This is a genomic window from Vibrio sp. 2134-1, assembly GCF_033339495.1.
Genome location: NZ_JAWOUS010000026.1, coordinates 24,078 through 45,890 on the forward strand (window position 1 = coordinate 24,078; position 21,813 = coordinate 45,890).

The following is a 21,813-nucleotide window of genomic DNA, read 5'->3' on the forward strand; positions in this document are numbered from 1 at the left end:
GCGCGAAAGGATAACCCACTGTTATTTAAGTTCACACGCTGCTTTTTAATGACTAGAGACTTTAAACTGCGGTTACCTTCGGTTTGTACGGCTATTCTTTGACGTATCCCAACCCAGTACGACTCAAACGACGACATCATACATATCCTCTTTCATGATATAAGCATTAATAATTAAACATCGCTAAAAGCTAAGCTTGTCTTAAATAAAAGTACTAGAAATTAATTTTATTTCATCAAAAAAATCAACCCGCATATTCCACACAAATTTAGTGGTTATGTCAAATATTAATTATCATTAATTTTATTTATAATGGATATAAAATCAGTTTATAATTTTTAAATAATTTAATTATTAGAAAGCAGTATAACCAGTCCATATTTAACATGGAAATATGAGCTTTGTTTTGCATCATAATATATAAATACATTAAAGATTCATCTACGAACTAAATGCTCTTCAAGAGGTGATATAAATTAGCATTTCGAGACTAAATGAGAATAAAAATAGCGCACCGTATATGGTGCGCTATAGATTTGATTAAGGTCACTGTATAAGCATAGATAAAACTAAACTCATTTGACGTAGCTAGGCCAAGATTGCTTATGGTTTAAGTTTCAATACTTTATCAATATCTTCTGCGCTGTGGCGCTCAGGTAACTGCTCCCATTCTTCACCCCATGAACGGTTCACAATTCGACCACGTTTTACCGCTTCACGCTCATCAATTACTTTTGCCCAACGCACAACGTTTTTGTAGCTTTCTACGTCTAAGAATTCAGCCGCATCGTAAGCACGACCCAACACAAGGTTGCCGTACCATGGCCATGTTGCGATATCAGCGATGCTGTACTCATCGCCACCTAGGAATTCATTGTTCGCAAGACGCTTGTCTAATACATCTAACTGACGTTTTGCTTCCATTGTAAAGCGGTTGATTGGGTACTCGAACTTCTCTGGTGCGTACGCGTAGAAGTGACCAAAACCACCGCCTAGATATGGCGCAGAACCTTGCAGCCAGAATAACCAGTTCATTACCTCAGCACGCTTAGCGCCTTCTTTTGGTAAGAAATGATCAAACTTCTCTGCTAAATAAAACAAGATGTTGCCAGATTCAAACACGTTCACTGGCTCAGAACCCGAACGGTCAACCAATGCCGGAATTTTAGAGTTTGGGTTAACAGCCACAAAGCCAGAGCCAAACTGGTCGCCATCGCCAATCTTAATCAGGTATGCATCGTATTCTGCTGCCGTTACGCCAGCCGCCAAAAGCTCTTCAAACATGATCGTCACTTTCTGACCATTTGGGGTACCCATTGAGTAAAGTTGGAATGGGTGCTCACCAACTGGAAGCTCTTGCTCATGACGTGCGCCAGAATCCGGACGGTTGATGCTCGCCCACTGACCGCCGTTTTCATTATCGTTTGTCCAAACTTTTGGTGGAATGTATTCGTTAGCCATTGTTTTCCCTTATTGTGTTTGAATGCATCTTCAAACTGACGGGTCTTACGCGCCAGCAAGCATTATTAACATCACCTCTTCGCCAACTGCGATTAGGCATACTCAAGATATTAGGTCGAATTCGCTAAATAAAAGTCCTGCAATCTCTTTTAGTTAGAACCTTTGGTTATGGGATTTTCTTTCACGCTATAAGTAAAAACGTCGCGATAATGTGAACTAGGTTCGAGATGCCAACGATGAGTAAGCGACACTCGGCGGCGCACCTCTATTTGGGGATTTAGAACAACCGCTAAACTTCAAAGTCACCAAGAGTGAAGTTGTTTTGGATACTTTAGTTCAAACGACCTACGTGCGTGAAAGATAATCTACCTAGGTATTTTGAACAAAAAACGCCCTTCATGGAGATATGAAGGGCGTTTTTGATGCCTACTGAGGAGCTGTTATATCAAAAGGCTCGTATATCAAAAGGCACTCCGCTTGATATGACCAATTATAAAGATGACTCAAACAAGCCTGTAATACCTTTCAAAGGGAAAAGCCTTGCTTGTTCCAACCCTATCAACGTTACTTTACTAAGGTCATCAATAAAGAAACGACTGGTCATCGTGTGTTTGCCACCATTAATGAAAATCTCGATGACAGAATTGTCGATATATATATCAATCGTCTGCTTAGCGTCCAATCTTGGTGCTTTTCGAATGCTACCAAATTCTTCTGCGCACAAATGAGACATGTGACGACGGTCCAGAATAAACTCGTGCTTTGTCGCACTAAAGACGATGTTGTCACCTTTGAGGTTACTCAGCTCAAGTTCAAAGCCATCGCCCTCAAGGTCTAATTGGATCAAACAACTTGTGCTTTCCAGTGTATGGGACTGTGCAAAGACCACCTCTTCTTTTCTTAAACTCTCCAATTCAGGGAGTGGAGTTTGAACAAGAAAACCATCTTTCAACGTTAGTTCTCTAGGAAGAGACAACATTCCTGCCCACTGGTGTGTGACCGATGGTGTGTCGATTTCTGGCAACCCTATCCATGCAATAAGAATGCGACGCCCATTCTCATCTAAATAGGTTTGTGGGGCGTAGAAATCAAACCCATAATCTGGCTGCAAAATATCTTGGTGGTTTTCTAAAGTCATCGACTCTAGGTTCAACTGATCACCCACGATATATGCGACAGAATAGATGTTTTTGAAATCATAAGGATTACCACTGCTCACGCCCTGCGGAGAAAACAGCATCACCGATTGACCATTAATCTCAAAGAAATCAGGACACTCCCACATGTACCCAAGGTCAGAAAACTTGGTCTTGATAGGACCTTTATGCTGCCACGTTTTCAAATCTTTGCTTTGATAGAGCGCCATTGAACCATGCTCGGTTTTGGTTTGAGCTCCCACCACCATCAAATAGTCATCGCCTTTCTTCCAAACTTTTGGATCACGAAAGTGCTCCGTGTAATGTTCGTTCTCAATGACCACACCATGCTTTTCAATGTTGCCGTCTGAATCCATGGTGGCAAAGCACTGTGTTGGAATTCGATTCCAGTTTTGGTCACGCTTATTACCAGTAAAAAACAGCAAAGCCTTGTTGTTTTCCACCAAAGCGCCACCCGAATAAACACCATGTGAATCGTAGTCTTGGTCGGGATGAAGACCCACACCATGATCAGTAAAATAGATGAAGTCTTTAGTAGAAAGGTGGTACCAATACTTCATTCCATGGACTGGTCCCACAGGCGTCCACTGGTAAAAGATGTGGTGCTCACCATTGAAATAGCACAACCCATTTGGGTCATTTAACAACCCAAATCTAGGGGCGATATGAAAACTAGGAAAGCCTTTATCTTGCTGACGTGAAAGTGTCATTTCTTCGATATCACACTGAGGGATTTGCTCAAGTCGGCGATATCTTTGCTCTACAGTCCAACGGTTGTTTAAGCTCATAATTTTTCTCAACTGAAATTGGATCTGGAGATCATTGCCCAATAAATTGCAGCAATTCTGTCTGGGTCGGAAGCGCGGTCATTGCGCCTTTTTGCGTCGTCGCTAATGCACCACAGCCATTTGCCCATTGAATCGCAGAGCTAACAACAGGATGATTTTTCCAATCGTCATACCTAGACAGGCATGCCAGTAGCCCTCCGACAAAAGCATCACCCGCACCTGTGGTATCAAGCGGACTAACGACTTGACCTGTGATCAGTTCACTCTGACTTTCAAAGACGCGCCAAACACCTTTCGCACCTTGTGTCACCAAGACCAAAGCAATATTCAAAGCGGCTATTTGTTGTAAACCTTGCGCCATCGATGTTGAGTCAGTTAAGAACAAAAGCTCTTCTTCAGAGAACTTAACCACATCGGCCATCGCTACAGCCTTCATCACGACAGCTTGGATTTCTGATTGATCTTGCCACACTTCATCACGCAAGTTAGGGTCAAAGCTAATGAAACCACCAGCGGCTTTTACTCTTTTGATCGCCTCAAATGTGCTGCTTCGACTTGGCTCATTTGCCAGTGAAATCGAGCAGACATGCAGCCAATCACCTTGCTTAAAGTTAGGGATGTCTTCAACAGACATAAACTGATCAGCGCTCGGTTTTACCATAAACGTAAAGCTGCGCTCACCTTGCTCGTCTAAATCCACCACCACTGTTGATGTTCTTTGCTCAGGATCTTTAACGAGAAACTCCGTGCTCACGCCCTCTTGATCGAGCGTTGATTGCATGAATCGACCAAATGGGTCATCACCTACACGTCCAAAAAACGCACTCTTACCAGATAGACGAGCAATAGCTACGGCGACATTCGCTGGTGCACCACCGGGACATTTGAGTAAAGAAGTCTCAGATTCCGGTATTAGATCGACAACAGCATCACCAGTTACCCACACTTGATTCATCTTGCTTACCTTGAAATTAAAGCCCTGATAGTCCAACGTGTTGAACACCTTCACTACCAAGTAAAAATTGAAAAAGGCTAGCCAAGCCATTAGTGCTTGACTAGCACCCCAAACATTTAGGAAAAGAAGTGGATTTTGGGGGACTCCACCCCTAAGGAGTTCAGATTAAGCCGCTGCTTTTCTACCGACTTTAGCGCGGTCACGCATACCAAGAACAATGGTGAGAACAAATGCGGTCAAGAACGCGATCACCATACCCGCGATGTAGTACCCAATCTTCTCTGGCGTAATGGAAATGATGCCTGGAAGACCAGCTGCGCCCAATGCCTGAGCTTTCACATTAAACATTGTGATGAACGCACTTGATAACGCCGCAGCGCAAACTGCCGCAATAAATGGGTAACGTAGTTTTAAGTTAACACCAAACATAGCCGGTTCTGTAATACCCAGCAAACCCGTAACACCAGATGGAATCGCAATACCTTTCATCTTCTTATCTTTGCTCATCACGCCCACCGCCAACGCTGCCGCTCCTTGAGAAACGTTAGACATCGCCGCAATAGGAAAGATAAAGGTGCCGCCCGTCGTCGCAATATCCGCAAGAAGTTGAGTTTCAATCGCAATGAAGCTGTGATGCATACCAGTAATAACAAACGGAGCATAAATAAGACCAAATACCGCACCACCAACAAAGCCAGCAGTGTTGTATAGCCAGTTCAGACCATCACCCAATAGGAAACCAATATCACGCGTGAACGGACCGACGACAGTAAACGTCAGCAAACCCGCTATGAAAATCGCCAGTAATGGCGTTAAAAGGTTGTCTAAAACAGAAGGTATGACTTTACGTAAGCCTAGCTCAACCTTCGCAAGAATGAATGCCGATACCAAAACCGGTAACACCGAACCTTGGTAGCCCACTTTTTGGATTTCAAAGCCAAGAATATTCCAAACCGGAATGTTGCCAGACACAGATGCGCCGCCGAATCCCCAACCATTCAGCAAGTCAGGGTGAACCATCAACATACCTAGCGCCGCCCCTAAATATGGGTTACCGCCAAACTTCTTACTGGCTGAAAATGCCAGCAGAATAGGCAGGTAAACAAACGGCGCGTTCGCAAACGTGTTGATCATGTTCGCCAAGTCTGTCAGTCCTGGGTTGGCATCAATCAAAGATTTGCCATCAATGAACAAGCCTTGAGCAGTCAATAGGTTATAGATACCCATCAACAAACCACCAGCGACGATTGCTGGAATGATTGGAACGAAAATATCAGACAGCCCTTTCACCGCGCGCTGAACAATGTTTTGTTTCTCTGCGCCAGCAGACGCAACGTCGTTGGTGGACATTTCACTCATCCCCGTCAACTTCGCCATTTCTGCATAAACTTGGTTTACGATGCCAGATCCAAAAATGATTTGGTACTGACCCGCAACTTTGAACTGCCCTTTTACTCCTTCAAGGCTATCAATCGCTTGTTCATCTATTTTTTGCTCATCTGCAACGGCAAGGCGTAAGCGTGTCGCACAATGCGCAAGTGCGGTGATGTTGCTTTTACCACCTAATAGAGTTAACAACTCTTTTGCTACTGCCGGATAATTCATTTCATACCCCATTGGATTATTATCTGAGCTTGCGAAATTTTAGGGAACGTTTGCAAAACAGATTTTTGCTCAATAAAACCAAATGATCAAAGATAAAGCAGAGAGAATGTGAGAATGATCGTCAAATTCTCTCCCTAAGAGCAGTATAGGAGGTTAGAATCGCTACTTATCAAAGAGCTTTTCATCTTCTCTTTGCAAACAATCCCAAAAACGAAAAACAGAATGGATAGGAACAATGGCGAGTCTGCATGATGTCGCCCGTCTGGCTGGCGTATCAAAATCAACAGTGTCACGGGTTATAAACGATGAATATGGCGTAAAAGAAGCGACAAAACTGAAAGTCCGCCAAGCAGTAGCGGAGTGTGGCTATGTGCCAAACCAAGTCGCTAAAGATCTAAAATCTCAAAAGACCAATCTGGTTGGTGTCATTGTTCCTCGGGTTTCCTCTCATGCCACATCCCAAGGTGTCGATGGATTAACCGATGTCCTTGAAAAAGCAGGGAAACATGTCTTACTTGCTAGCACTCACCAAGCCCACGAAAAAGAACTGGAATACATTCAGATCTTTAACCAAAAACGGGTTGAAGGGATCATTCTTTACGCCACCCACCTCGATTCCAAGCTGGTAAAAGCAATTCAAAACTCAGCCGTTCCAGTTGTGCTCGTCGGTCAAGATGGTTCCATGTTTAATATTCCAAGCATCATTCATGATGACGCACGAGTAGGGTTTGAAGCGGGAAATAGACTGGTTGCAAAAGGTTGCCAAACCATGGGTTTTATTGGCGTGCAAGGTGACGATATCGCGGTAGATAAGCAACGCTCTGAAGGATTTGTTCAAGCGCTGCAACACCATGGTTTTGAGATCGCCTTCCATGCTCGTGGTGACTTTACCATCGATTCTGGCTATTCATTGGCAAAACAACACTTAACAAAGAACCCTAAGCTAGATGGCTTGTTCTGTGCGACAGACCGTATTGCTATCGGTGCGATGAGAGCGATTCAAGAGCTCGGGTTAACACCGGGTAAAGACGTTTTAGTGCTAGGAGTTGGTGATGATGAGCTCGCATCAGTGTGTACCCCAACCTTATCAACATTTAACTATGCATTTGATAAAGCGGGTGAAAATGGTGCGAAACTGCTACTAGATAGAATTGCCAACAGAAGTTTTGAAATGAGTAAGATGGTACTAACCTTCAAAACAATTGAGCGTCAGTCCTGTTAATGAAAAAGCGCCAACTGAAATCAGTTGGCGCTTTTCTTATTACTCTTTGTCGGTTAGATCCCTTTAGAACCAAGTTTCCATTTGCAGTGCAAACAGAACTTCACCACCATCACCCATCGTTGCAGCACCCGCATCCTGGCTAATCGAGTAGCCATTCAAGTCTTCGCTCCAATCAACGTAGCTAACTGCAAAACGTAGCTCCGGACGGTCAAAGAAACCTGCAGCGGTAGACATCTTAAGCGTTGGTGCGATTGTCGCTTTGTAAAAACTGCCACTTGCTTTATCAATCGCATTGTCTAGGTCCATGTATTGGTATGAGCCTTCATAAACCATCTCAAAGTTCTGCGTAAACTCTTGCGCTAAGCGGATGTTGAACGATGCCCACGTAAATTCATCATTTTTAGCAAAGCGATCTTGGCTGTGTTCTGCTAGCAACGCAGGTGCTACACGCCAGTTGTCGCCGATGCGTGTTACACCATAGCTGAACAAGCGTACGGCTTTTGCGTCTTCTAACAAATCTCCGTTTGAACCGATGCCTTTAAGTTCCGCACCCAGTCCATCACCCATCAAAATACCGGTTTTAGAGAAGCCTTCACTCATGCCAAAGAAGGTATCGCCATGGTAAGCAAACATCGCATGTAAACCTTTGTCCGCTGCGCCTTCTACGCGATCATTGTTATCAGCTGACGTCATGCCGCTCAGCATCAATTGCCAATTACCAAAACGGTTGTTCATTGTCGCGATATAGTTTTCAACATCAGTTGACGAGCTATCAATCTCACCAAAATCACGACCATAGATCGAGAAGTTTGCTTTCCATGAATCGTTCATTTGGACGTCATACACGCCAGCACCAGTACCAGATAGGAAAACGATATCCGAGTCAAAGAAGTGAATGTCAAAGTTATCACGGTCAAATCGTTTACCTGCCCAAAACGTTGCGTCAGCAAACGCACTTGATTCAGAGAACATGCTCAACTTGTTTAGCTCAGCATATACCTGACGAACGTTTAATTGACTCTCACTCGCTGTCCATTCGTTATTGGTTTCCGTACTATCTGCCAACATGATTCGGAACAATGCGCTGGAACCATCATCTGCAAAGCGTTTGTGAATAAGGTTTGCTTCCACATAATGATCATCCTCAACCCCTAATCGTCCAATTGGCGCGCCAATAGCACCAGCTGCCGTCATGTAAGGACCAGTACCCACTGCACCATTCAGATCATCATTAATGAGCAGCCCGGAACGAGCGTAGCCATGAAACTCAAAGCTTGAGGCTTTCTCATTTGCTTCTGTGGATACTTTTTCTGTCTGTTCAAGTCTCTGTTCTAATTCATTAATTCGCTTTTCAAGAGCGTCAACATCTGTTGTTGCGAATGCAGGTGCTGTAACCAGCCCAAGCGCTACTGCCATCGTCAAAGTGTGTAGTTTCATTTCCATAGTCTCACGTAAATTTATACTTAGGTTATTTGCAAACGTTCCCAAGTAAAATTGCAAACTTATGGTGACTTTAAATACCTATCTAAAGTCTGAATTTCAGAGCGCTCAGACTCAGAGCGTCTCTACCACTTGTGTCAATGATGGCGATAATATATAAACTTTTCGGGAACGTTACCGTTAAGAGGCCATTTTGTTACTTCTATCACGTTCAATTGTGTTACTTACAGAAAAATCATTAACCAGCGCACATTTGAATTAATTGTTAGCGCTAGAGGAAGTAGTTTGAAGGTGACAGGCTACAAGGAAGGAGTTTAGTGTTCATTTGAGAGAATAGTGCTCACTCGCTTCTCTATGCTCCTTGATGGTAACTCATCTCTATTTATTGATGAAAAGTAGCAGCTAAGGTTGAACGTAACTAAGAGCGAAGCGGATCTCGATACCTTGGTTCAAACGACATGAAAGGCAGTTAAGGCCCTTAACTTTCGTGAAGAGCGTTTTGTTATTCTAGTCCAAGCTAACGAAACTCATTTTTGGACAAAAATGAGTTAGATTTCTTGCTCAAACTCACCGATCTAGGATTAGCAACACTAAACCATATTTTCTAGCAGCAAAATGTAAGACCTGACTCCATCGTGTTTTGTAGCTACGAATGCTTATATCCCACTGCCTAGTGGTGCTTAGTTAGGCAGTGAATAATCAATATGAGCTATGAAGTTTAAGTGAGCCTTGTGATTTGGTCTCTGACGATATCTAGAGCTGATTGCAATTGTGGGCGGCTTAATGGACCTGCCAGTGATATCCTCACTGCTGCCGGCACTTCATACCGACCCACAGCAAACATTTCCGCTTCTCTCACTCTGACCCCATGTTTCAACAACGATTGGTTAAAATGATACCCTGTTAACGGCTCTGGCAAAGGTAGCCAGACATTGTAGCCAGGAACGCCGATATGGATTTCGGGAAATACAGTCTTCCAGATCCGATGACGAGCACTGAGTTCCATCGCGATCTCTTCATCTACTGCCTGCATAGCTCCACTGGTTAGCCAACGACATACCAGGTCGATGATTAGAGGGCTAACATACATACAACTGGCTCGTAGCGCACGTTGCAATAAATCCTTAAAGGGTAGTGGCAAAATGATAAATCCCAGTCGTAATCCCCCTGCGAAGTACTTAGAAAAACTGCCCACGTATAAGGTAATATCTGGAGCGATAGCAACTAAGGGACTCTTTCGATCAGGCGGTGGGCAGTAGAGAACATCGTCCTCAATAATCAACACATTGTAACGACGACATATCTCTATGATTTTTAGTCTTCGGCTATCCGTTAACTGAGCTCCGGTCGGGTTCTGTATTCCCGGCGTTAGATAAAGCAGTTTTGGGCGATGCCTCTTACAGTGCAAAGCCATATCTTCTGGATCCAATCCATGTTCATCGACTTTTACTGGCACTAGCTTTCGTTCGGATTGCTGACATGCATAGATGAACTCTGGATAACACAGCCCTTCAGCAAGAATTGTATCTTTAGGGCGGCTCAGAGATTGAATAATCAACGATATCCCGTGTTGCCCTCCATGAGTCCAAACTAGACGCCGTGCATCAATATCGATATTGAATTTGGTCATCAGCCATTGTCGAAGAGTCTCGTTATGACCCTGAATGCCATCAGCGGAGTAGTAATCCAGCACGGCTGCCTGCGCAATTTCCTTGTGTGATAGCTCTTTCAACGCATTCGCCAGAAATTTCGGCTGCGATAATAGCAAAGGTCGGCAACGTGCCAGATCAATGCCTTTTTCTTCCAATACCGGATGATAAAAGTGGTTCAGTTCAGTTTCTCTGTTACGTACATAAGTACCGCTTCCTACTTTTGGTTCCGTTAAGCCCCTCCGCTCTAGCTCCCTATATGCCCTCGTCACCGTTCCAACCGTCACACCTAAGCGATAAGATAAAATACGCTGAGGAGGTAATTTCGTATCTGGTTCGAGTTCACCACTCTCTATCACCTCTGCAATCGCTTCAGCCAGTGCCATAAACTTAGGTCCGGAACGACCCGATATATCAGGGACTAACATTGTCTCTCTCCGAAGGGGTACAATTAATTCTTGTATTCAGGATAAATAAGGCCTGACGAAAATGAAATCAAAGAATTGTCACCATGACGCATTAACTGTAGGTCTCTCTCACTTCATCCCTTTATTCTTGGCTTATCAGCACTAATTTGAGAAGAAAAGAAATGACAACATTATGGGAACTCACTCCAGCGATGAGTTTATTTGCGTTTGTCACCGCCATAACACCCGGCCCAAATAATTTATTGCTCGCCAACTCTGGGGCACAATTTGGTATAAGGAAATCATGGCGACACCTAATTGGTATCCGTATTGGCGTAATAGGGTTAATTCTGCTTTGTGCGTGTGGTGTCGGTGTAGCCCTCCAGACTCATCCAAGTTGGTATCTAGCCATAAAATACATCGGTCTGGTTTACATGTTCTGGCTGATGATTAAGCTGCTATGTACCAACCCTTTCTCGGGCGAACCCACTAAAAGCAAACCAATCAACGTAACTCAGGCTACGTTGTTTCAACTGGGTAATATGAAGGCTTGGATGGCATCACTTGCTTTGGTCACAAGTTATAGTCTCCCTTCTAACTATTGGTTCTCTGTTACATTGATTACTTTCGTGTTTACGACATTCGGACTGTTTGCAAATATTACTTGGGTCTGGATTGGTAAAAAAATTCGTATTTATCTCAATACCGTATTAAGACAGCGCATGTTCAACATCAGCCTAGCGACGATCACATTCATATCATTGTTACCAGTTTTGGGGCACTCTGCCTGAATGGCAAAGATTAGAATTTTGTATGCCTAAAAGTGTAGATTATCTAAATTCGGATTTTGAATTGTAACGCACTTCGGGGCACTTCTGTGCTACGAAGTGCCAACTGTAAAGGTTCTGTACAGAAATCATTTACGGGAATTTGAATATTAACAAGCAATGAATTTATTAAAAGCATGGAAAGTAGATCGTGTTTGATAACACAGCTCAAAGTCCACTAGAGCTCTAGTTCAACAACATTGCTTAAGTGTGTCTATACACAAATGCAACTCGAAACTAACCAAACTCGCAAACATTGTGACACAGGCATATCAGAGGTTTTGCCAGTGCCCTTTTCCCAGAGGTGATTACTTAGCTAGCTACTGTTCCACAAACGTTTGCCAATAACACATATCTGCCCCCCCAAATTTCATCATTAAAGTCATAAAGTGGATTGTGAAGTGCCGCTCTACCGCATTAATCGACGCCATTAACAACTATGTTATAGCAGCTTTTTACCTCACGTTGCATTAAGGGGACCTCTTCACTATCAACGGACAACGCATATAGAGTACATACATCTTAATTGAAGTACCCCCAACCCAAAGTATTATGATTTAAAACTAATACCAAAATTTAACTCCAGTTTTGGTATTCCACACTTTTCGTGTCGTATATTTGAGCGCCAATACTAAAAGCAACGCTGGATTTAGTACATGTACTCAAAATGTGCATAAACTTTTGTTGTATTCCTGTACCTACTCAACAACATTATTGCCACCTTTAGCTGTCGCCAATGCTACCTTCTAGTTAAGTTCAGGAGAGTTGTTTCCACGTCTTTCAGTTATAATATGTTTCAATGATTCTAAAAGCCTGTCAAAACAGGTCAATAACTGAAAACCATGTTCGAAGATTAGGGCGACTTCTGTTAAGCCTTGTGCTTAAGCTAATTAAAACAAAGTTGAATTCTGGAGTTTGAGGTGATAATGGAACAAATATCAACCTAAACCTAAACCTAAACCTAAACCTAAACCCAAAAACTTTACGACAGAACATTAATTTTAGAAAGTTCTATAACACGATCTGCTCGTTCGATAGTTTGCTTTCGATGTGCTATTACGACCTTAGTAACTCCAAGTTGAGCTAAGTTATTATTGACCGAAATTTCATTGTTTTCATCTAAATGACTTGAGGATTCATCTAAACATAATAACTTTGGTGATTTATACAATGCTCTGGCTAAAAACAAACGTTGCAACTGCCCGCCGGAAAACGCGCTCCCCATGTCCCCTACTAAAGAGTGATATCCCATTGGCATTAAGTCTATATCATCCGAAATACAAGCCATTTTGCAGCAATCGAGCATCTTTTTTTCATCAAGGCTAGAATCAAACATCGTAATATTTTCTGCAATCGTACCGGATAACAAGCTATCATTTTGCATCACAGAACCAATACAGGATCGATACTCACTCAAGTTAAAAGCAGTGATATCAATGCCATCAAGAAAGATCTTCCCTTGAGTAGGCTTTAGTAACCCTAATAAAAGCTTCATCAAGGTGGTTTTGCCACATCCAGAAGGCCCTGTAATTGCGATACATTCACCAGGTTTTACATCGAAAGACACTGACTTTAAAACCCACTCTGTATTATCTGCATAGCGAAAGGCAAGGTTTTCCACTGTCAAGTGCCCTTGAATTTGTGTAGGTAAGACAGCTTTTGCATCGGTACTTTCTCGATTTTCTAGTGCTATATCGGAGAGCCGTTCAAGATGGAGCCCAAGTAATTTAAAGGAGATTACGTTATCAATGAATGCGAACATACTTGAAGTAAACTGTCCTTTGTAAGCAATAAATGCTAGAAGCATTCCAACTGTCAACTCGTTCTCCATTGTTGCTAATGCACCAAAGTACACAACCAATATTGATTCAAGTCCAGATAGTAGGTTGACCAACACTCCTTCAGAGATACGTAGCTTACCCAATCGAATGTCAGTATTGATAACTTCCGCGTATCGGTTGAGCCAATTGTTTTGCCTCACCGACTCATGGCTAAATAATTTTATAGTTTGAATCGCCCTAATAGACTCAAGAAAATTAGAATCTTCCTTCGCACTAGCAACAATCGACTCTTCTGTAACTTGACGGCAAGGATAGTAAAAAAAAACCTGAATAATAAACGATGTAAATACAAACCCTAAAACTAAGGTCGCTAACATAGGGTGATATAAATACATCATGATAATAACGACTATAGCCATGACACCATCAATAAATGTCTCGACTAAACCTGTCGTAAACAACTCTCGAATAGAATTGAGGGAACTAAAGCGTGAAACAACATCGCCGACATGACGTTTTTCAAAATATAACAAAGGTAAACGTATCATATGCTGAAATAGATTTGCACCCATTTGAATGTTAAGGGCACTACTGAGGCGAATTACGATCCAGCTCCGAAACGCACTGATTAGAATTTGGACTAGATTGAGTAATGCAAACCCAGAAGCAAGTACAAATAGCAGAGGTTTATCGTTACTGAGTAAAACATTATCTATCACCCATTGCATGTAATAGGGGGAAATCAATGCCGAAAATTGTAATAGCAATGAAAGTATCAATAACGTACCTAAAGTTCGTTTAAGGCCTGTCACCTTTTCCCACAACTGATTGATACGAATTGTTTTACTAGTATCATTTTTCTCAAACTTGGCGGTAGGAGTGAGTTCCAACGCTATACCCGTAAATGATTGACTAAACTGTGCGAGAGTGAGTTTACGTCGACCAAAAGCAGGGTCATTGATATAAACGTGCCTTGACGAGACTTTCGTAAGTACTACAAAATGATCAAGATTCCAATGTAGAACACATGGTAATGCAAGGTGTGAGATATCTTCGGCTTCACATTTGACTCCGCGGCCCGCGAGATGTAGTTGATCTGCTATGTGAATTACTTGCTTGAGATTCATTCCTTGTAATCCAAGCTTCATGTGACTACGCAGAGAGCTAACGTTTACTTTATGACCGTAGAACGATGAAATCATGGCCAAGCATGCTAAACCACACTCTGATACCTCTGACTGTAATATGATAGGTACACGCTTAAGACCTGAGAAAGAAAGTAGATCTAGGGATTGAGTTGTGATCTTGTCAGATATATTTGAGACTTCCATTAACCTAATTGCCCTTTAAGCGCGTAAATGGGATCTAGGAGCCATTCTAGCAATGTTCTCTTCTCTAGTATAATGTCTGCATCAGCTATCATACCTACCTTAAGTGGAAATTCTTTTCCATAGGCGGTAACTGACTGCTGATTTATCTTTGCTCTAACACGGTACACTGCTTCATTAATTTTAACCGGTAGCACTTTGTCTGTTGGCAAGATCAATGCTTTATCCATATTCACAACCGCCCCCGTTATCAAACCAAATTTTTGGTAAGGAAAAGCATCAAATCGAACTTGTACTATATCTCCATTCTGAACAAAACCTGCAGAACGTGTCGGAAGTAGTAATTCAATTTCCAACGATGAATTCTCAGGAATGATGCTAAGAATGGGAGATTGGTTATTTATACGCATGCCTAACGATGGATGAATTGCAGTTACCACTCCTGATTCTGGTGCCATTTTTACAAATTCATATTGGTTTTCTAACTCGTATTGCCTTGTCTCCAATTCGGAAATTTGTCTTTCTAATAGAGCTTTCTTTATTAACATCTTTTCTGGCAAGCTTTCTAATTCAGACTCCAATTTAGATAAATCAACCATAGTTATTGCTATTTCTCTCTCAAAACGATCATTCGTTTCCTTAGTTTCGAGATATTCTTCTTGAAACATAGAAAGCTGTGTATCAGAAATATACCTTTTTTTAAATAGTTTTAAGTTTTTTAAGTATTGTTCTTCTTTAATAGTCAGGCGTCTTTTATTCGTGGCTCTTGCTTTTTTCACAGAAGACAAACTCTGATTTAATTGTACAATCTGTCGCTCAATCCGTAACCGTTCATTTCCAAGAATTTTCTCTCTTGTCTTAAGCTCTACCCGAAGTGTTGATATCTGCTTACCAATTTCTTTACTCAATGCATCAGATAGTTCCATACCAGTTGCTAAACTTTGACTATTTCTGACCTTGATTAATGGTTGCCCAGCGGTAACGTATTCGGCCTCTTGAACATATAGTTCATCTACAACACCTTCTCTATCCGAGAACACTTTAACTAACCCTTTCTCTGGAATTAAGTACCCTTTAACTTTCTCTTTACGTGAGTACTCAGAATGTGTGAGAAACATTACGACCAAAATAAATATCAAGAATATCATTAAAGAAGAAGTATAAATTGATATAGGCTGAACAATTATTATATTCCCAGTAATTCTGGTTCGCTTAGATTTAACAACCTCATCCCTAAACAGCATTGATTCCATTCCAAAATTATAGAATTTAGATATATCTATAGTATGCCCTAATCATATAAATGGAATAGTGAATAATTCACAAAACATGTGCCAAATGTCACATATCATGAATTTATGTAATAATTATGTTGAAATCATTCACTTTGAGAGCGTATAAGTCATACAGCAGCGCAATATTTCATTAACAAAACTAGTTTTATTGTGTTGTTTGCAAAAGCACCGGCTTTTTAAGGTCACGCTAATATAAGTTAAATTGACAAGGATATAAATAATGAAGAAAGTGACTTGCTCTAAAGTTCAAACTTTAAGTGAAGAAGATTTAAATCAAGTTGTAGGCGGCTTTGACCCCAGAAATCCAAATGATTATACAAATGCAATAAATGAGATTGTAGGTAGTGCGTTAGGCGGTGGTCAGTATGGTGGTTCTGGTACAAATGCAGCAAACATTAAGAAAGGTAACGATATGGGTCAAAGCACTCCAATTAAAACCGGAGGCTGTAATACCCGAGCCAGTGGCAGAGGTCGAGGTTCAAGTAGCAGTTCGAGTAGCGGTTCTGGCCTAAATGTAATTCGCGTTTTCGCTGCTAAAGCATCTTAGAAACTTAAAACTAATAGCCAAACTTAAATATAACTGTACCATAACTTTCCATATTTTTACCAAATAAGGTTGTTTTTGTTAATTATTTAGTTGATTTAGTTCTTTATATGAAAATGTTTCTCATTTCAAAAGTTACAAATCAAGTTTGGCTTATTCTATAGATTTTTAGGCTTTGGCTTATACTGTTTGGTATTGAGACTAAAAATTTTTTGGTTGACTGTACGGATTAATTATTAGTTAACAAATAGCTAATTAGATTTATCTGCGTCAAAGTAATTAAACTTTAATAACTTTTAATATGAAAAAAAAATCACTCTTCTTTTTGGGATTTTTTGCGTTATTGTTCTTCTTGTCGTGGTTATTGTTTTCTAACGCAAATACTTCTAGAGAGAATGAACTAGTAGTGCATAAATGTAGTAAAAATGATACATTAACCACCACTTTAAAGTTTTTCGTCGAGCGCTCAATTGATATGAGTGAAGACGAGATTTTACTCCAGATTTCCGAATTAGTGGCCACCTCCAATCAAGTTTTGCAACGTTCATGTATACCTATTGAACGTCTCTTGACTAGTGTTACTTTTGTTGATAATGCTTTCACTCCGCACAGTGCGAAAGAATTTTCACTTTTATACGATCGCCTGATAAACAATTTGTCTGACCAAGAAAAGCAAGAGCATCTAGGGTCATTAACTGACTTTATAGTTGTTGTCGTTAAGACTCTACCATCAGAATATAAAGGTTACACTTATCCTGGAGACGTTGCTCGAATGGCTGCTATTACACTAAATGGTAACCAATATGTTCTTGAACATGAACTAGGCCACCTTGCAATGGCAGGTCATGAGAAAGGCGGACTCCAATGGTTTCAGTCAGCACAATCCCAAGCGCACGCTTACCATTGCGGACCTTACCGTACAGTAATGAATGAGAACCTAAAAGATGGTTTTGTGATTGGTTTGTATTCGAACCCTGATATTAGTATTGGTGGTCAGCAATGTGGAGTGCAAAACGAAGCTAACAATAGTGAGGTGCTCAGGCAATGGGTTACTTTTACTCAAGAGAAGCAAAAATTGCTAGAGAAAGTACGAGGATAATTAATTGGTCGACTTATTTAAACGAGCGGTCTGCACGTTCGATAAATTTATAGATGAAGAGAACTATGATCTAATCAATGAGATTATCTGCAAAGAAAACATAAGAACGAGAGAACTTTCTAGCTTAAATATGTATGAAGTGCCAAATTCGTGTCATTTTATCTGGCTTGGTAACCTTAACCTAAATAGCTTGGATTACTTAAATATCTGGCAAAAAAAAACTTCATCTTTGACACTTTGGATAGACAGTCAAACACAATACTCTTCTTTGAGAAATGAATTATTGAACTTAATTTGCAATAAAAATGGCTGTAATCTTATAAAATCACAAAATATTTTATATCAATTTGCAACAAAAAATGGGATTTCAAGCTTAGATAAAACATTAGAGTCATACTCTCAAATTTATTTCCCAGAATTAGTATTCAAACTTCAATTAGAGAAAGATAAATATAGTCATAATTTATCAATTTTGGAAAGTAAGTTTGAAGTCAAAGATATACGTGGAGATTTTGAAGCTATTTTTTTTGATGATGATTTCAAAAAGTTCTACTTGTATGAAACGATCTTAAGGGGTAATTTCGCAGCTGCAAGCGATATATTAAGAATATTGATCCTTAAGTTGTATGGTGGTGTTTATATTGATGTGGATACACTTCCTAAATTGGAATACAACTCCACATTACTTCAACATACAAGCCAACTGACCCCTTCTCTTTTAAATTTAGTTGATGTTGTACTTAGTCACACCGCCGCATCTCAGTTGCTAGGTAGCAATCCTAAGAATGAACCTGAGTTAGATGGTTGTATTGAGCTGCTCAATGCGCATCACCCGAAGGTCTTATCTGAGTTAGAACAAGTCATCTCTAAGGGGCTGCATTTTTCAATGTTTAAATATCCTGTTGTACACCGGCACCTTTTATCGATATCAGCTTCTAAGAACAGTTTGGGTGAATTTAATAATAATCTCATAGCTGCTCATCCAAACTCAAAAGCGCTGGGGATAGTATTAAGAGAAATGAAAAAACGCTATCGACACTGTGAAACTCACGGCTACATATTTGAGGCGTTATCTAATACTAGGATGAATGACGATGATTATTACCGAAGACTCCAGCACTATCGTTATGATGGACTTAAAAAAGGAGTTGATGAAGAAGTAACCCTTATACTAACTGGACCATCACTATTGTTAGAAGTCATGATTGGATGTGCTTATCAATTGTGCAAACTAGACAACGAAGCAAGCCCCAGTGCTATCTCCTATGCTTTTAAACTTAGACAGTTTGGTCTTTCTTATTCAGAGCAAACTATGTTCACCCTCAAACACATAAACTCTTCTTGGATGAATAAATGAGATTATTACTAATTTTGATATTTAGCTTCTCCAGTTATACGTATGCTAACGAAAAGTCCATTTTAGGCAGTTGGAAATGCATCAAAGACGGACCCGCCGCAGCCACTATTGATAAGACCATCTACAGTCAAGAATCCTTTCAAAGTGATATATTCACACTACTATTAAAAGTCCCCGGTGGAGAGGTTTTACGATACAAGACAGCAGTAAAAGGGCAATGGAAATTGTTAGATAATACTGTGCATCACCAAATCCAAGAGATCCAAATTACAGCGCTCAATGAACTAGCATCTTCTTATGTCAAAGTACTTAGAAAAAAGGCAGATAATATCACTGGATACAGCTCAAAAATTCACAGTGTTGGTCCTCGCTTTATGAGTTTTTGGGTCTCCTCACAAAGTCTTAGCTACTGTTTTAAAATATAATGTGCTTTATTGCGTGGTTTAGTTTCAAAGCCAAGCGAATTTTTTGCGAAATTCAACTTGAGATTGAACACTAACAAAATTGTCTGCATTTTAAACGATATACTGAGTTTCGAGTATGCCTATTCCTGTTAGTTTGTTGAGTTATTTTATCATGGCGTATGTCTCCGAAAATTTCGAAGCGTTAGTGAAGCGCATATGTAGGAGAGGAATAAAGTTTCATACTACTTCCTACTACAAAGTCTGACTCACGCTACAACTGAGTGATAAAGTATCAAACTGGTTGTCTTGAGCATCCACAGATTGAGCGGTCCCATTCAAACACGTTTCTGGACATTTTTGAGTTAGTGATTTTGCTAAATTAGCGAAATACTGATTAGTTTATGTATGGATGGGCTTCAAATGCGTGGCCAAACTCCTTTGGCCACTACAAACGGTAGGATTAGTATCCCATTAACCAACCAAGGTGTGTTAGCTCCAAGAATGGTAAGAATGCTGAAAATTGGCTAGGACATTCGTGACGTGCACCACCCAGTGGACGTTAATGATATTACCCCTATGAAGATGCCCCTGCGCTATGTGACGAAGTATTGGCAGTGATTACCAAGCTTCCTCAAAAAGTAAACGGCTATTTACTTTCATTGATTACCAGTTCGCTAGTGGCCATCTTCACTAAACCTTTAATCGCAAGTCTCGGGTGGAAGAACATAAGTTTTGCTTGAGAACTTCAATGCAAGCTCCCGTTCAGATACACATTCAATATAGCCTTTCTCATTAAGCTCTTGTTTTGTTGATACATTCGTATGCCAACCATATGAAAAGGAAGCCAAGAATAAGCAGCTTAGAACTAGCACAACCGCTTTAGGTAACCATCTTAAGCATCGGCCAGTAGTGAATACTATCAATGACAATAACGATGCAGTGATCATTGCGTAGCTAAGAGCCAGTAATGACGCGTCATTTAGTGGGCTGTATATTTCGACCACATTTGGGAGACTTTCTGAGTCGTAAAGGCCATTGGTAGAGAACGGGACTATGATCAATGATGATGCTATGCATGCCGCCAAAAATAGTCCAGAGCGAAAACGATTAATTTTCATCAATCAACCTCTCAATTTCTTTTTTCATTGGTTCGGTGAACTTGTATTGGTCATCAATAGCCGAAACAACTTTACCAATACCGAAAGCAGTAAGCACAAAGAAACCCAACAATAACGCTGTTGGTGGCGCTGCAAACGCTGCGGTAACTCCAACTCTAAGCCCTATCGTTATGCCTTGAGCAATCACACCAGCAACCACACCTTTTGATACATCCGATGTAAACTGTCCTACTACCTCACCTAGCGTTTTTTCATCGTGCAATATGTAATCAACTGCATTAACCGCACCAATGAACACAAGTTCTACATAGATATTGCTGCTCAAGAAACTGACATTGCCTCGAACGGTGTTTAGGTCGTGGCCAATTTTAAGCATTTTAGACGTTGCTTCCTGCCAACGGACACCTAAATCTAAATATCGAGGCTTGTAGTTCTCAACCACAATGTTCATTACACCATTGATATTGACGGCTTTGGCGGTTGCCCCAAATCCACCGAGAGCTTTGGCCACGTCATAAGCGTCTTTAAGTCCCTTGCTAACGCCAGTGTAGTCCTTACCTATAGTGAGCTGTCCGTGCGTGTCTTTAATGAGCAAATCCAAATACTCGTTGGCTTCTTCAACGGTTAGTACGGCAATACTGACGTTCTCTTGTTGAGAGGTGTCCCATTGATATTCTTTAGCTTGCTTTTGTAAATCATCGTCCCATTCTTTTTCTGTTAAGCCATAAGCTTGTTGGGCAGCTTTGCGTTCAGCAAGAACGCGCTCTCTATTTTCAGCCCATCGTTTCTCATCGCTCGCGGTATATCTCAGCTCTTCCTGACGTTCTAGGCGTTGACGTACTGTACGTTCTCTTGTGGTTTTTTGTCTTTCTACTGGATCTACAGGAGCGGATTCATATCTCATGGGGTTTAGTTTTACTAGTAAATGAAAAAGGATAATAACAATATTTTCAGTGCTTTATCATTCCCCAACAAGATGCCTCGAGGAATTAACTGGTTAAATAGGCAAATTATCAAGTCAAACAAGCAATAGTGAAGGGGCAGTTATGTTGGTTTGTATTCTATCGGATAACTTTTTGTAGGGTAAATTTACATCAGCAAGATATGAAAGAGCATTTACTCTGAATGACTTTGGGGCAAAACCTTCTTAGAACTATTACATACACAACGTGCCCACTACGAATGTGTTCACGGGTAAAAACACCATATGTATCGCTTCAACTAAACAGGTACCGTACACAAAGACCACAGCCAACATCGACCAACTTCTTGGATTTGTATCCAACTTTTTGGCTCGATAAGTAAATTACCACCTTCTAAAGAAGGTGGCTTTGTGTGAGCCCCCTAAAAGGGGGCCTTTGTTTAGTCCAGCGCCA

The 21,813-nt window shown here is 40.9% G+C and carries 15 protein-coding genes and 1 pseudogene; 7 read left to right on the forward strand and 9 right to left on the reverse strand.

Annotated features, from left to right (window positions below; genetic code table 11):
- Positions 1-603 precede the first annotated feature (603 nt).
- On the reverse strand, positions 604-1,461 hold the full coding sequence (yghU, locus tag R7R78_RS21090) for a glutathione-dependent disulfide-bond oxidoreductase (RefSeq protein WP_005373705.1): 858 nt from the start codon (positions 1,459-1,461) through the stop codon (positions 604-606).
- Positions 1,462-1,714: 253 nt separating this feature from the next.
- On the opposite strand from yghU, the pseudogene R7R78_RS21095 reads away from it, so the two are divergent.
- Positions 1,715-1,825, forward strand: a pseudogene (locus R7R78_RS21095) (dihydrofolate reductase); the annotation flags it as partial.
- A gap of 126 nt (positions 1,826-1,951) precedes the next feature.
- Here the strand turns inward: R7R78_RS21095 and R7R78_RS21100 are convergent.
- From R7R78_RS21100 to R7R78_RS21110, 3 genes are all read right to left on the reverse strand, one after another.
- Positions 1,952-3,406 (reverse strand): sucrose-6-phosphate hydrolase, encoded by a 1,455-nt coding sequence (locus tag R7R78_RS21100; RefSeq protein WP_167416164.1) that lies wholly within the window; start codon positions 3,404-3,406, stop codon positions 1,952-1,954.
- A gap of 31 nt (positions 3,407-3,437) precedes the next feature.
- The gene (locus R7R78_RS21105) at positions 3,438-4,361 is read right to left on the reverse strand and encodes an aminoimidazole riboside kinase (protein WP_225474196.1); all 924 of its coding nucleotides are present in this window, start codon (positions 4,359-4,361) and stop codon (positions 3,438-3,440) included.
- A gap of 165 nt (positions 4,362-4,526) precedes the next feature.
- A complete protein-coding gene (locus R7R78_RS21110; RefSeq protein ID WP_025767958.1) occupies positions 4,527-5,966 on the reverse strand; it encodes a sucrose-specific PTS transporter subunit IIBC in 1,440 nt (479 codons plus the stop codon).
- Between the two features lie 235 nt (positions 5,967-6,201).
- Here R7R78_RS21110 and R7R78_RS21115 point away from each other — a divergent pair, with 235 nt between their 5' ends.
- Positions 6,202-7,188 (forward strand): LacI family DNA-binding transcriptional regulator, encoded by a 987-nt coding sequence (locus R7R78_RS21115; protein ID WP_005373712.1) that lies wholly within the window; start codon positions 6,202-6,204, stop codon positions 7,186-7,188.
- 63 nt (positions 7,189-7,251) lie between these two features.
- Here R7R78_RS21115 and R7R78_RS21120 read toward each other — a convergent pair whose 3' ends face one another.
- Positions 7,252-8,625, reverse strand: a complete 1,374-nt coding sequence (locus R7R78_RS21120; RefSeq protein WP_225474204.1) for a carbohydrate porin — start codon at positions 8,623-8,625, stop codon at positions 7,252-7,254.
- 721 nt (positions 8,626-9,346) lie between these two features.
- Positions 9,347-10,705 (reverse strand): PLP-dependent aminotransferase family protein, encoded by a 1,359-nt coding sequence (locus R7R78_RS21125; RefSeq protein ID WP_225474197.1) that lies wholly within the window; start codon positions 10,703-10,705, stop codon positions 9,347-9,349.
- A 161-nt stretch (positions 10,706-10,866) separates the two neighbouring features.
- Here R7R78_RS21125 and R7R78_RS21130 point away from each other — a divergent pair, with 161 nt between their 5' ends.
- Positions 10,867-11,475, forward strand: coding sequence for a LysE family translocator (locus tag R7R78_RS21130; RefSeq protein WP_225474198.1), 609 nt, complete (start codon positions 10,867-10,869; stop codon positions 11,473-11,475).
- Between the two features lie 1,018 nt (positions 11,476-12,493).
- Here the strand turns inward: R7R78_RS21130 and R7R78_RS21135 are convergent.
- Entirely contained in the window at positions 12,494-14,623 is a 2,130-nt protein-coding gene (locus tag R7R78_RS21135) for a peptidase domain-containing ABC transporter (protein WP_225474199.1), read from the reverse strand.
- On the reverse strand, positions 14,623-15,873 hold the full coding sequence (locus tag R7R78_RS21140) for an HlyD family efflux transporter periplasmic adaptor subunit (RefSeq protein ID WP_262634369.1): 1,251 nt from the start codon (positions 15,871-15,873) through the stop codon (positions 14,623-14,625). Before R7R78_RS21140 ends, R7R78_RS21135 begins: the two co-directional genes overlap by 1 nt.
- Before the next feature lie 262 nt (positions 15,874-16,135).
- Between R7R78_RS21140 and R7R78_RS21145 the strand changes: the two genes are divergently transcribed.
- The 4 genes from R7R78_RS21145 to R7R78_RS21160 all read left to right on the forward strand — a co-directional run bounded on the left by R7R78_RS21145 (position 16,136) and on the right by R7R78_RS21160 (position 19,340).
- Positions 16,136-16,462: a hypothetical protein gene (locus R7R78_RS21145; RefSeq protein WP_171346316.1), complete on the forward strand. Its 327-nt coding sequence runs from the start codon at positions 16,136-16,138 to the stop codon at positions 16,460-16,462.
- Positions 16,463-16,760: 298 nt separating this feature from the next.
- Complete coding sequence (locus tag R7R78_RS21150) at positions 16,761-17,558, forward strand: hypothetical protein (RefSeq protein ID WP_171346317.1); 798 nt, start codon at positions 16,761-16,763, stop codon at positions 17,556-17,558.
- Positions 17,559-17,562: 4 nt separating this feature from the next.
- The gene (locus R7R78_RS21155; protein WP_225474201.1) at positions 17,563-18,915 is read left to right on the forward strand and encodes a TcdA/TcdB catalytic glycosyltransferase domain-containing protein; all 1,353 of its coding nucleotides are present in this window, start codon (positions 17,563-17,565) and stop codon (positions 18,913-18,915) included.
- A complete protein-coding gene (locus R7R78_RS21160) occupies positions 18,912-19,340 on the forward strand; it encodes a hypothetical protein (RefSeq protein ID WP_225474202.1) in 429 nt (142 codons plus the stop codon). Before R7R78_RS21155 ends, R7R78_RS21160 begins: the two co-directional genes overlap by 4 nt.
- Positions 19,341-20,426: 1,086 nt before the next feature.
- Here R7R78_RS21160 and R7R78_RS21165 read toward each other — a convergent pair.
- Positions 20,427-21,341 (reverse strand): hypothetical protein, encoded by a 915-nt coding sequence (locus tag R7R78_RS21165; RefSeq protein WP_225474203.1) that lies wholly within the window; start codon positions 21,339-21,341, stop codon positions 20,427-20,429.
- Between the last annotated feature and the right edge of the window lie 472 nt (positions 21,342-21,813).

Coding starts and splice junctions, on each gene's coding strand:
- yghU (WP_005373705.1), bottom strand. CDS start 1,461: ATGGCTAACGAATACATTCCACCAAAAGTTTGGACAAACGATAATGAA.
- R7R78_RS21100 (WP_167416164.1), bottom strand. CDS start 3,406: ATGAGCTTAAACAACCGTTGGACTGTAGAGCAAAGATATCGCCGACTT.
- R7R78_RS21105 (WP_225474196.1), bottom strand. CDS start 4,361: ATGAATCAAGTGTGGGTAACTGGTGATGCTGTTGTCGATCTAATACCG.
- R7R78_RS21110 (WP_025767958.1), bottom strand. CDS start 5,966: ATGAATTATCCGGCAGTAGCAAAAGAGTTGTTAACTCTATTAGGTGGT.
- R7R78_RS21115 (WP_005373712.1), top strand. CDS start 6,202: ATGGCGAGTCTGCATGATGTCGCCCGTCTGGCTGGCGTATCAAAATCA.
- R7R78_RS21120 (WP_225474204.1), bottom strand. CDS start 8,625: ATGAAACTACACACTTTGACGATGGCAGTAGCGCTTGGGCTGGTTACA.
- R7R78_RS21125 (WP_225474197.1), bottom strand. CDS start 10,705: ATGTTAGTCCCTGATATATCGGGTCGTTCCGGACCTAAGTTTATGGCA.
- R7R78_RS21130 (WP_225474198.1), top strand. CDS start 10,867: ATGACAACATTATGGGAACTCACTCCAGCGATGAGTTTATTTGCGTTT.
- R7R78_RS21135 (WP_225474199.1), bottom strand. CDS start 14,623: ATGGAAGTCTCAAATATATCTGACAAGATCACAACTCAATCCCTAGAT.
- R7R78_RS21140 (WP_262634369.1), bottom strand. CDS start 15,873: ATGGAATCAATGCTGTTTAGGGATGAGGTTGTTAAATCTAAGCGAACC.
- R7R78_RS21145 (WP_171346316.1), top strand. CDS start 16,136: ATGAAGAAAGTGACTTGCTCTAAAGTTCAAACTTTAAGTGAAGAAGAT.
- R7R78_RS21150 (WP_171346317.1), top strand. CDS start 16,761: ATGAAAAAAAAATCACTCTTCTTTTTGGGATTTTTTGCGTTATTGTTC.
- R7R78_RS21160 (WP_225474202.1), top strand. CDS start 18,912: ATGAGATTATTACTAATTTTGATATTTAGCTTCTCCAGTTATACGTAT.
- R7R78_RS21165 (WP_225474203.1), bottom strand. CDS start 21,341: ATGAGATATGAATCCGCTCCTGTAGATCCAGTAGAAAGACAAAAAACC.